Raw genomic sequence first — 11884 nt, 5'->3', positions numbered from 1 at the left:
GGTATGCTATTATTCGCCACAGATAAAGGGCTTTTCGTCGAGGTAGTCATATGAATACATTACGTATAGGTTTAGTTTCCGTTTCTGATCGCGCATCGAGCGGGGTATATCAGGATAAAGGTATTCCAGCCCTGGAAGAGTGGTTGGCAAGCGCGCTAACAACTCCTTTTACAATAGAAACCCGCCTTATCCCCGATGAACAAACTCTGATTGAACAAACCCTGTGTGAGTTAGTCGACGAGATGGGCTGCCATTTAGTGCTGACCACCGGTGGAACCGGCCCGGCAAGACGCGATGTCACCCCTGACGCCACGTTGGCAATAGCAGATCGGCATATGCCTGGTTTTGGCGAGCAAATGCGTCAAATCAGCCTCCATTTCGTTCCTACCGCGATATTATCCCGTCAGGTTGGCGTTATCCGTAAGCAGGCATTGATCATCAACTTACCGGGGCAACCTAAATCGATCAAAGAAACCCTGGAAGGGGTGAAAGATGCTGAATCGAAGGTGGTGGTTGCGGGGATTTTTGCCAGTGTGCCTTATTGCATTCAACTGCTGGATGGGCCTTATATAGAGACCAATGCTGAAGTGGTAGCGGCTTTTCGTCCTAAGAGTGCAGTTATCGATATAAAAAACTAAATTAAAACTTTTTGCAACATAAGACACCATTGTGACAGTGTGGGGAATTTTGTACGGTATAGTCATATTTACTTTACAAAAAGCTGAAAATATTTTTCTTCCCCTACTCTGGTTTATTACGGTGTCATATGCCCCAAGAACACAATTCATCTCAAGTCGACTTATCGCAACCTCATGTTGCCCAACAACATAATCATAACCGTCGGCTGAATAAGCAAGATTATAAAACACTCACTCTGGCCGCTTTAGGCGGAGCACTTGAGTTTTATGATTTCATTATTTTCGTTTTCTTTGCTGCGGTTATTGGTGATCTTTTCTTCCCAGTTGATATGCCAGAGTGGCTGCGTCAGGTGCAGACATTCGGTATTTTTGCCGCGGGTTATCTGGCGCGTCCACTTGGCGGCATTATCATGGCGCATTTTGGTGATCTGGTTGGGCGTAAGAAGATGTTTACTCTAAGTATTTTGTTAATGGCATTACCAACATTGGCGATTGGTATGCTGCCGACTTATGCCTCGATTGGTATTGCAGCGCCATTACTATTACTGTTAATGCGTGTATTACAAGGTGCGGCAATTGGTGGCGAAGTGCCCGGCGCATGGGTTTTTGTCGCAGAACATGTACCACGTCGGCGCATTGGCATTGCTTGCGGAACACTCACTGCTGGTTTGACGGCGGGGATCTTACTGGGGTCACTGGTGGCTACCGCGATGAATACTACCTTAAGCCCTCAGGCCATTTTAGATGGCGGTTGGCGTGTACCATTCTTCCTTGGCGGGATTTTTGGCTTGTTCGCCATGTACTTACGCCGTTGGTTGCAAGAAACTCCTATCTTTAAAGAGATGCAGGCTCGCAAAACTCTGGCTGATGAGTTACCACTTAAATCTGTCGTGGTGAATCATAAGAAAGAAGTGTTCGTCTCGATGCTACTGACCTGGTTACTGTCTGCCGGTATTGTGGTGGTGATTCTCATGACCCCGACTTATTTACAGAAACAGTTCGGTGTCTTGCCTGCTCTGGCATTACAGGCCAATAGTCTGGCGATTGTAGCATTAGTATTTGGCTGTGTGATCGCGGGCTTGGCCATTGATCGTTTTGGTGCCAGTAAAACCTTTATTGTTGGCAGCCTGATGTTGGCGGTGTCGACATGGTCGTTTTATCACACCAATTTGACTGAGCCGAGTCAGTTATTCACCCATTATATGTTGGCAGGATTCTGTGTCGGGATTGTTGGCGCGGTGCCTTATGTCATGGTGCGTGCATTCCCGGCAGAGGTTCGCTTTACTGGCATTTCTTTCTCTTACAATGTGGCATATGCCATTTTTGGTGGGTTGACACCTATTCTGGTGACGCTATTGATGAAAGTGACGCCTATGGCTCCTGCGTACTACATGCTGTTGTTATCGCTGGTGGGATTCCTGTTAGGAATTTATCTACGCAATGATATTAATAGTGAAGTGAAAGTGCATTTGCCAAAGAAAGTGTTGGCTGAATAAAAGCAGTATAAAATAAATATCATCACAAAATAGCCCATAAAACTTGGGCTATTTTCGTCTATTATAATTTAAAACTCACCTTTAAAATTAAAGCCGACCTTCTGCTTGACGCGAGCTGAGGGCTGAGAAATGACTTCAGAGTATAATGTTTTGGCACCTTGTTGTTGCAAATATCGCCCTAGTGCTCGGACGGCGGCTGTGCCCGCGCCTCTGACTGTACCTTCACGATCAGGATGTAATACAAAGTCTGGTTGTGTCGCTGATGCAACCAGCTCAACTTCATCTTCTCGGTTAAATCGGTCGGCAAGAATAATCGCAATAATTCTTCCTTGCAGTTTGACGACCACATAGACCTCTCCGGCGCGATGAAGCCTGAGTCTTCGCTTGATAATACCCGTCACAATATTTCCGGCATTAAGTAGTCTGGTTAAGGCGTCACTATTTTCATCTGTCATGGTATCCGCACTCGCACCGGCACTGGCACTTGTACCTTGAGCGGGGTAGCCTTGTTCATACTGATGCTCCCAGTGCGTCATGGTTTCATTCAGCTTTCTTCGCATAGCTTTGGCATCCCTAACCTCGGCATCTGAAAGCTTTGCTTCTTCCATATATGTCAGTGTTGGGAGTATTTCTATTTCGAATTCTAAATCAGGTTGTTCAACGGGCAGACCCTGCGAAATGATTATTGGCGTGGTATGTGTATAGATGAAATTCTCTAATAACAACTCATAGATACCTAACGGTAAGCGTTCCACCCGTGCTGGAGGTTCATCAGATGAGGAATAGAAACTATAGGATAGATAACCAAGCTGGGCATAATCAAAAGCAGTCTTAATATCGGCAAGAGCATTATTGGTTGTTCTATCGGTTACTTTTTCTTTTACGGCTTGGATTAACCTTTTTTCTGCCTCTTGATCTTCTACCGCAGTGCCGGTACTTCCGGTACGAACGATTGAGTCTATTACTCGACCAAAAAACGCTGTATTCCAGGTTTCTAAGCTATGACCGAATAAAAGGGTAAAATCAGTCATGACTTCCAGTGTCCAATCAATACATGGCGGTCTTATTTGACGTATTGGTCGAGAGTTAAGTAAAGAGTGGAGTGGAACCATGCAGGTTTTGGCAACAGCTGGGAGACTCAGAGAACGACGGTGTTTATTATTATCGATATAAGTCAATGTCATATGATTATCAACACGTTCAGGTATTTGTGGTTCTGCTTTGGCACTCGACTTTGGTTTAAGTGGACTGCTGTTTCCGGCAATATGTAATGTTTTTCCTTTGGTACTACTGTTGAAAAAAGCATCTGCACTAAATACGAGGCCATCTAATTGTTGGCATTTACCTTGTATCAGATAATTATAGATATTCAAAAAAGGAGTAAAAGCACATATAATTTTACTTGTCTGTGTTAAATCTCTTTTTTCCCAATCTTGTTCTCCGGTATCAGCGGTAAGTATAGATTTTGCGAGCAATAAAGGATTATTTTTATTGTAGTTGGTTATTATTATCTCTTGAGGGGTGGTAATTTCAGTGTCTCTGGCAAAAGAGATAATAGGTGAAACATCTACCAAATCATGATTCAATGTCTGGATATATTGTACTTCCACGGAATCTTCTTGTATTTGAATAATAAATGATAAATTGTCATTTTTACGATAACGTTCAAAATAAAATTTATCGACCATACGATGATCGGAGAATGTTATGAATCTCTTATTTATACTAATGGCCGGGCTACTAAAGAACTTGATATCGTAAATATCATTTTCGCCGATATCTTGGCTATTAAATACCAATAAAACTTGTTTGTTTTTCAGTCGTTCATCATTCCAATATTCACCAAATACATCTGCAAGTTTTATTTTATGGCTGTTTACAATGACACATTGTTGATCGCAGTTCAGCCCTTTAATTTTTGATACCTTGATACCAGTGATTGCATCGCTCATTTCCAGTGCTTTTAAATTATTATCAGTGATGCTTTCTGTTAACTTAAAAAAAGGAGAGCGGAAATTATCATCTTTGTAGATTGTCGCAATCATGCCTGGGGGTATTGTGATGGATTGAATACTATCATTATAAATAGGCAGTGCTTGTCTGTCAGACTCAATGATGGCTTCTGTATCATGATAAAAATCTATTTGTTGATTCGATGCTAAACAAGTACTGCTCCCTTGAAACTCATCTTCGGTGTAAAAACAGATTGCAGGTGCTATTTTGTATGAATTGACTTTATTATAAAACCCTGATTTTTTTAACCCCGGTAGATTGATATCATTCTTTAGCTTTAATTTATTGCCAGAAAGATCAATATCATCATAAAGGGTAACAACCATACCTGGCGGTACAGAAATTGATTCTATTTTATTATTAAAACCATCATGGTAAGTGGATTTTATTTCACCCTCATTAGAGCAAAATGATTCCCCTCTAAAGTCATCTAACTCATAAAAACAAACCTCCCCCTTTTCCGAATAGGTGGGGGGCGATATTATTAATGTAGCGATTATTAATAGTTCTCTGGCTATTTTCATAAGCTAGTCCTTCAATATATTTAATTTTAATATTTCATATTACCCACGGAATCTTGATGTTATATGATGCGTTTTTTATTTACTTTATCTATTTTCATTATTCTATTTAATTATTTTGTAATGCTAATTTAAATAGATAATTAATTTTATTTTGAGAGTGATAAATAAACATAAAAAGCCCGCTGAATATGAATATTCAGCGGGCCCTTAAATGTAAATTTAGGAGTGAACTGTAATTAAACTACAGGTTGTACGCGTAAAGTCGGGCTTGGTTCACCGATAGGTAATACGGTGCGACCGTATTGTTCGTTCAATACTTCCGCCATGGCCAGATAAATTGCGCTAGCGCCACAAATGATACCTTCGAAGCCGGCGAAAACCAGCAGTGAATGGTTACCGGTGAAGTTACCGACGGCCAGCAGAGCAAACAGTAGCGTCAGGCTACCGAAAACAAACTGCAAAGCACGGTTAGCTGGCAAAGTACCGAAGAACATAAACAGTGTGAAGATGCCCCATAAACCTAAATAAACGCCGAGGAATTGTGCATCAGTTGCTTCTGCCATACCCATTTTAGGCAGCATCAACAAACCAACCAAACTCAGCCAAAATGCGCCATAAGAGGTAAATGCAGTGGCAGCAAAGGTATTACCCTTCTTATATTCCAGCATACCTGCCAGAATTTGTGCCAGACCGCCATAAAAAATCCCCATACTCAAAATAACAGAGGTCAGGGGGAAGAAGCCTGCGTTGTGCAGGTTAAGCAAGACGGTGGTCATCCCAAAACCCATTAGGCCTAATGGGCCAGGATTCGCCAACTTGGTGGTGTTCATAAGTCCTCTGCAATAACAGATTGCTAAAAATAATGGATAAATATCCGAATAAGTATAAAGCGCCTGAATGACTAAAAAGTCGTCTATTCCCTCAGTGCGCGCGGCATCATAATGATCTGCGCGGTTGGAAACAATGATCTCGAGGGTGATAAAAAGTAATTTTTTTTCATCTCCCCCCTTGATGCTGCGTTTCATGGCCCCATCTTATTCCCAACCGCAGGGACTAATCACGAATCAGCGGAGGCATACATCAGTAGAATGCTGGGTATGAAAACATTGATTATGAAAATACGGGCAGTTGAAAAGAAACAATTCGCCCACATATAGATTAGTAACTTGACCGAATATGACTTTTTAGTGGAGGCGTTTTAGATGGGTAAAATTATTGGTATCGACTTGGGTACTACCAACTCTTGTGTAGCAATTATGGATGGTACTAAAGCACGCGTGCTGGAAAACAGCGAAGGCGATCGCACCACGCCTTCTATCATCGCTTATACCCAAGATGGTGAAACTCTGGTTGGTCAACCGGCTAAACGTCAGGCTGTCACTAACCCACAAAATACACTGTTTGCCATCAAGCGTTTGATTGGTCGTCGTTTCCAGGACGAAGAAGCGCAGCGTGATAAAGACATCATGCCGTACAAAATTATCGCAGCAGATAATGGTGACGCTTGGTTAGAAGTTAAAGGCCAGAAAATTGCACCACCGCAGATCTCTGCTGAAGTGCTGAAGAAAATGAAGAAAACGGCTGAAGATTATCTGGGCGAACCAGTAACTGAAGCGGTTATCACTGTACCTGCATACTTCAACGATGCTCAGCGTCAGGCAACTAAAGATGCTGGCCGTATCGCAGGTCTGGAAGTAAAACGTATCATCAACGAACCAACCGCTGCTGCATTGGCTTACGGTCTGGATAAAGAAGTCGGTAACCGTACTATCGCGGTTTATGACCTCGGTGGTGGTACTTTCGATATCTCTATTATCGAAATCGACGAAGTTGATGGCGAAAAAACCTTTGAAGTTCTGGCAACCAATGGTGATACCCACCTGGGTGGTGAAGACTTCGATAGCCGCTTGATCAACTATCTGGTTGAAGAATTCAAGAAAGACCAGGGTATGGATCTGCGTACCGATCCACTGGCAATGCAACGTCTGAAAGAAGCAGCTGAAAAAGCGAAAATTGAGTTGTCTTCTGCTCAGCAGACCGACGTTAACCTGCCGTACATCACGGCGGATGGCAGCGGTCCAAAACACATGAACATCAAAGTGACCCGCGCTAAGTTGGAGTCACTGGTAGAAGATTTGGTCAACCGTTCTATTGAACCACTGAAAGTGGCTCTGCAGGATGCTGGCTTGTCTGTTTCCGACATCCAGGACGTTATCCTGGTAGGTGGTCAGACTCGTATGCCAATGGTTCAGAAGAAAGTTGCTGATTTCTTCGGTAAAGAACCACGTAAAGACGTTAACCCAGATGAAGCTGTAGCGATTGGTGCGGCAGTACAGGGTGGTGTTCTGTCTGGTGAAGTGAAAGACGTTCTGTTGTTGGACGTTACCCCATTGTCACTGGGTATTGAAACCATGGGTGGTGTGATGACTCCGCTTATCACTAAAAACACCACTATCCCAACCAAGCACAGCCAGGTGTTCTCTACTGCGGAAGATAACCAGTCTGCGGTAACCATCCATGTGCTTCAGGGTGAGCGTAAACGTGCTCAGGATAACAAGTCTCTGGGTCAGTTCAATCTGGACGGTATCCAGCCGGCACCTCGCGGCATGGCGCAAATCGAAGTCACCTTCGATATTGACGCCGACGGTATTTTGCATGTGTCTGCTAAAGACAAAAATACCGGTCGTGAGCAGAAGATTACCATCAAGGCATCTTCTGGTTTGAACGAGGAAGAGATCCAGAAAATGGTTCGCGATGCTGAAGCTAACGCTGAAGCAGACCGTAAATTTGAAGAGCTGGTTCAGACCCGTAACCAAGCTGACCACCTGATTCACGGTACTCGTAAACAGTTGGAAGAAGCCGGTGACAAGCTGCCAGCAGAAGATAAAACTGCTATCGAAGATGCAGTGAAAGCACTCGAAGCGGCGCTGAAAAGCGAAGATAAAGCTGAAATCGAAGCCAAAACTCAGGCTCTGGTACAAGTTTCTGGCAAATTGCTGGAAATGGCTCAGCAGCAGCAAGCAGCCGCAGGCGGTGATGCTGGTGATACCAGTGCTAAGAAAGAAGACGACGTGGTAGACGCCGAATTCGAAGAAGTGAAAGATAAAAAATAATTGCCCTTAAGCGGGCACAGCAGTGGTAGGCCTTACTGTTGCTGGAAACCAGCACGGGCGTCGAGGAAACTCTACGCCCGTGCACGCATGTTAAGGGTAGGAAAAAAGAGAATGGCGAAGAGAGATTATTACGAGGTTTTAGGCGTTAAAAAGGACGCCGATGAACGTGAGATCAAAAAGGCCTATAAACGCCTGGCGGTAAAGTATCACCCGGACCGTAATCAGGACGAGAACGATACCGGCGAAAATTTCAAAGAAGTTAAAGAAGCCTACGAAATTCTGACCGATCCACAAAAGCGTGCAGCCTACGATCAGTATGGTCATGCTGCCTTTGAACAAGGTGGTATGGGCGGCGGCGGTTTTGGCGGTGGCGGTGCTGATTTTACTGACATTTTTGGTGATGTTTTCGGTGATATCTTTGGTGGTGGCCGTCGTCAGCGAGCTTCCCGTGGTTCAGATCTGCGCTATAACATGGATCTGACACTGGAAGAAGCGGTACGCGGTGTGACTAAAGAAATCCGCATCCCAACGCTAAATGAATGTGATGTTTGCCATGGTAGCGGTGCTAAACCGGGCAGTTCTCCGGTGACGTGTTCGACTTGCCGTGGTGCAGGTCAGGTACATATGCGCCAGGGGTTCTTCACTGTGCAGCAGGCGTGTCCTACTTGTCATGGCAGCGGTCAAATCATTAAAGATCCATGCAACAAATGTCATGGACATGGCCGTGTTGAGAAGTCCAAAACGCTGTCGGTTAAAATTCCAGCAGGCGTTGATACCGGTGACCGTATTCGTTTAAGCGGTGAAGGTGAAGCAGGCGAGCATGGCGCACCAGCAGGTGATCTGTACGTTCAGGTGCAAGTCAAAGCACACCCAATCTTCGAACGTGAAGGCAATAACCTGTATTGTGAAGTGCCGATTAACTTCGCTATGGCAGCCTTGGGCGGCGAGATTGAAGTTCCGACGTTGGATGGTCGCGTTAAGCTGAAAGTACCTGCGGAAACACAAACCGGCAAACTGTTCCGGATGCGCGGTAAAGGGGTTAAATCAGTACGTGGTGGTAGTCAAGGTGACTTGCTCTGCCGCGTTGTGGTTGAAACACCAGTGCATCTGAGTGAAAAACAGAAGCAATTGCTGCGTGAACTGGAAGAAAGTTTTGTGGGCGCAGCGGGCGAGAAAAATAGTCCTCGTTCTAAAAGCTTCTTAGACGGCGTTAAGAAATTCTTTGATGACTTGACCCGTTAATTATTAGCTAACTGGCTAATAAAAAAGAAAAATAAAAATCCTCGATGAAGTTCGGGGATTTTTTTCATCTGAGTCCTATCAAGTGATGTGATTTAAATCACTGATTGCTCGGTTTATTCGAGCATTAACTGCAATAAAAACGACTTTTTTCGAATTGATGATTATCCTAAAATCTATGAATTAATTTGTTGAGCACAAGCTCACTGTCCGATGTAAGGGAGCCATTCATTGTGACAAACATGATTCGTCAATTTTTACGCCAAGAGGCCGCGGGTGGTCTGATTTTGATTTTTGCTGCTGTTGTGGCTTTATTTATGGCCAACAGCCCACTGCAAGGTTTTTATCAGTCATTTCTTGATGTACCGGTATCAGTAAAAATAGCCTCACTGGATATCAGTAAGCCGCTGTTGCTATGGATCAATGATGGCCTAATGGCGATATTCTTCCTGGTCGTCGGCTTAGAAGTTAAGCGTGAATTGATGGAAGGCTCACTGGCTGGGCGTGATAAAGCTATTTTCCCAGCAATTGCTGCCTTAGGCGGTATGTTGGCTCCGGCCCTGATTTATTTACTGTTTAATGGGGCTGATGAAGTTACCCGCCAAGGGTGGGCAATTCCGGCTGCAACTGATATTGCTTTTGCACTGGGTGTCATGGCATTACTGGGGAACCGGGTTCCAACCAGCCTGAAAGTCTTTTTACTGGCACTGGCCATCATTGATGACTTGGGTGTCATCATTATTATTGCGTTGTTCTATACCCACGAAGTCTCACTACAAGCTTTGGGGATTGCGGCGGCGGCTATTGCGCTGTTGGGTTATATGAACTGGCGTGGAGTGGGGAAGACATCTGCCTATCTGCTGGTTGGGTTGGTGCTGTGGGTCTGCATTCTTAAATCCGGAGTACACGCGACCTTAGCCGGTGTGATTGTTGGTTTTATGATACCGCTGCACACTCAAGATAAGCGTTCGCCATCTGAGTCACTGGAACATGGCTTGCACCCGTGGGTGGCCTATTTGATTCTGCCGTTATTTGCATTTGCCAATGCGGGCGTTTCGTTACAAGGCGTTTCAATCTCAGGATTAACATCGTTACTGCCTCTGGGGATTGCGGGTGGGCTATTTATTGGTAAGCCACTGGGGATTTTCCTCTTTAGTTGGCTCGCGGTTAAGTTAGGCGTTGCTAAGCTGCCTGATGCAATCAATTTTAAGCAGATTTTTGCTGTATCAGTGTTATGCGGTATCGGTTTTACTATGTCGATATTTATCGCTTCACTGGCATTTGATGGCGCTGATATTGCTCTGACGACCTATTCCAAATTGGGCATATTACTGGGGTCTACTACTGCAGCAGTTGTAGGTTATAGCTTGTTGCGCTTGGTTTTGCCGGCGAAGAGAAAAATAACGCATTGATCAATATTTGAATGACCAGTGCCTCTACGAATGGCACTGGCATTCTACCTGATGGATTTCCAGGCTTACCGTTTGTGAAGTCTCAGAACAGGGAACGTTTAGTCGTGCATGGGGCTAGCTGGCTCACCGATATGTTAAGGGGATAACAACATGCGAATGTCGCACATCAATTTCAATCATCTTTATTATTTTTGGCAAGTTTGTAAGGAAGGCTCTGTCGTCGGGGCGGCTGAGGCTTTATTTCTAACGCCACAAACTATTACCGGGCAAATTAAAGCCTTAGAGGAGCGTCTGGGCGGAAAATTATTTAAACGCCAGGGACGTGGGCTGGTGCCATCAGAATTGGGGCAATTGGTCTTTCGCTATGCTGATAAGATGTTCATGCTCAGCCATGAAATGCTGGATATCGTTAACTATCGCAAAGAATCCAACTTGTTATTTGATGTCGGCGTAGCTGATGCATTATCCAAGCGCTTAGTGAGCCAGGTATTGGAAACTGCCGTGGTGGATCATGAAAAAATTCATTTACGCTGTTTTGAATCTACTCATGAAATGCTACTAGAACAGTTGAGTCAGCATAAGCTGGATATGATTCTGTCTGACTGCCCAGTTGATTCCAGCCAACAAGAAGGATTGTTTTCAGTAAAACTCGGCGAGTGCAGTGTTAGTTTTTACTGTCGCCAGCCAATTCCTGATTTGCCTTTTCCCGCTTGTTTGCAGCAAAAGAAGTTATTAATCCCTGGTCGTCGCTCGATGTTGGGGCGTAAATTATTAAATTGGATTAACAGCAAAGGACTACAAGTGGAAATCTTGGGGGAATTTGATGATGCGGCGTTAATGAAAGCGTTTGCTATCTATAACAACGCTATTTTTGTTGCTCCGACACTGTACGCAGCAGATACCTATGGCAAAGATGATGAAATTGTCGAGATTGGTCGTTTAGACAATGTACAGGAAGAGTATTACGTTATTTTCGCCGAGCGAATGATTCAACATCCAGCAGTGCAGCGGGTATGTAACAAAGATTTTTCCGCACTTTTTAGCGGTTAGGCAGATTGGCTCAAGTCGCAAATTGCACAGCTACCGTTTATTCGTAGCCAAGATAAGTTTTGCGATTTGATGAGTCAGCCAAATTTTAGATATAAAAAAACCGGCCTAGGCCGGTCTTTTTACGAAGCAGCCAACGTAATGCATTACTGCATTGCGTTGATTTGCGCTGCCAAGTTTGACTTATGGCGCGCTGCTTTGTTTTTGTGGATCAGACCTTTACTGGACTGACGATCCACGATTGGTTGCATCTCATTAAATGCTTTTTGCGCTGTGTCTTTATCGCCAGCTGCGATTGCCGCATACACCTTCTTAATGAAGGTACGCACCATTGAGCGACGGCTAGCGTTATGCTTGCGGCGTTTCTCAGACTGTACGGCGCGTTTCTTAGCTGATTTGATA

9 protein-coding genes are annotated in these 11884 nt (G+C 44.3%); 6 read left to right on the top strand and 3 right to left on the bottom strand.

Annotation, left to right across the window (positions count from 1 at the left end):
• Positions 1-50 precede the first annotated feature (50 nt).
• Positions 51-638 carry a molybdopterin adenylyltransferase gene (mog, locus tag ACNSO8_RS18305; RefSeq protein WP_050159101.1) on the top strand — a complete coding sequence of 196 codons (588 nt, stop codon included), beginning with the start codon at positions 51-53 and terminating at the stop codon, positions 636-638.
• 128 nt (positions 639-766) lie between these two features.
• Entirely contained in the window at positions 767-2134 is a 1368-nt protein-coding gene (locus ACNSO8_RS18300; protein WP_050327656.1) for an MFS transporter, read from the top strand.
• 68 nt (positions 2135-2202) lie between these two features.
• Here ACNSO8_RS18300 and ACNSO8_RS18295 read toward each other — a convergent pair whose 3' ends face one another.
• Together ACNSO8_RS18295 and satP are read right to left on the bottom strand one after the other, a co-directional pair.
• Positions 2203-4671, bottom strand: coding sequence for a peptidase inhibitor family I36 protein (locus tag ACNSO8_RS18295; RefSeq protein ID WP_057630449.1), 2469 nt, complete (start codon positions 4669-4671; stop codon positions 2203-2205).
• 236 nt (positions 4672-4907) lie between these two features.
• Complete coding sequence (gene satP, locus ACNSO8_RS18290; protein WP_026018315.1) at positions 4908-5501, bottom strand: acetate uptake transporter; 594 nt, start codon at positions 5499-5501, stop codon at positions 4908-4910.
• Between the two features lie 372 nt (positions 5502-5873).
• Here satP and dnaK point away from each other — a divergent pair, with 372 nt between their 5' ends.
• The 4 genes from dnaK (at position 5874) to nhaR (ending at position 11485) form a co-directional block, all read left to right on the top strand.
• Entirely contained in the window at positions 5874-7784 is a 1911-nt protein-coding gene (gene dnaK, locus ACNSO8_RS18285) for a molecular chaperone DnaK (protein ID WP_019080558.1), read from the top strand.
• 111 nt (positions 7785-7895) lie between these two features.
• On the top strand, positions 7896-9026 hold the full coding sequence (gene dnaJ, locus ACNSO8_RS18280) for a molecular chaperone DnaJ (RefSeq protein WP_005157034.1): 1131 nt from the start codon (positions 7896-7898) through the stop codon (positions 9024-9026).
• A gap of 230 nt (positions 9027-9256) precedes the next feature.
• Positions 9257-10435, top strand: a complete 1179-nt coding sequence (gene nhaA, locus ACNSO8_RS18275; RefSeq protein WP_057620314.1) for a Na+/H+ antiporter NhaA — start codon at positions 9257-9259, stop codon at positions 10433-10435.
• A gap of 150 nt (positions 10436-10585) precedes the next feature.
• Complete coding sequence (gene nhaR, locus ACNSO8_RS18270; RefSeq protein ID WP_019080556.1) at positions 10586-11485, top strand: transcriptional activator NhaR; 900 nt, start codon at positions 10586-10588, stop codon at positions 11483-11485.
• A gap of 143 nt (positions 11486-11628) precedes the next feature.
• Here nhaR and rpsT read toward each other — a convergent pair whose 3' ends face one another.
• Positions 11629-11883, bottom strand: a complete 255-nt coding sequence (rpsT, locus tag ACNSO8_RS18265; protein ID WP_418395466.1) for a 30S ribosomal protein S20 — start codon at positions 11881-11883, stop codon at positions 11629-11631.
• Position 11884 lies beyond the last annotated feature (1 nt).

The sequence above is a fragment of the Yersinia sp. LJYL362 genome, from assembly GCF_048323875.1.
The sequence above is the reverse complement of the archived record's forward strand: the minus strand, read 5'-3'. Positions and strand labels throughout refer to the sequence as shown.

Excerpts from the sequence above, each read along its gene's own strand:
- ACNSO8_RS18300 (WP_050327656.1), top strand. The coding sequence starts at position 767 with ATGCCCCAAGAACACAATTCATCTCAAGTCGACTTATCGCAACCTCAT.
- ACNSO8_RS18295 (WP_057630449.1), bottom strand. The coding sequence starts at position 4,671 with ATGAAAATAGCCAGAGAACTATTAATAATCGCTACATTAATAATATCG.
- mog (WP_050159101.1), top strand. The coding sequence starts at position 51 with ATGAATACATTACGTATAGGTTTAGTTTCCGTTTCTGATCGCGCATCG.
- nhaR (WP_019080556.1), top strand. The coding sequence starts at position 10,586 with ATGCGAATGTCGCACATCAATTTCAATCATCTTTATTATTTTTGGCAA.
- dnaK (WP_019080558.1), top strand. The coding sequence starts at position 5,874 with ATGGGTAAAATTATTGGTATCGACTTGGGTACTACCAACTCTTGTGTA.
- satP (WP_026018315.1), bottom strand. The coding sequence starts at position 5,501 with ATGAACACCACCAAGTTGGCGAATCCTGGCCCATTAGGCCTAATGGGT.
- dnaJ (WP_005157034.1), top strand. The coding sequence starts at position 7,896 with ATGGCGAAGAGAGATTATTACGAGGTTTTAGGCGTTAAAAAGGACGCC.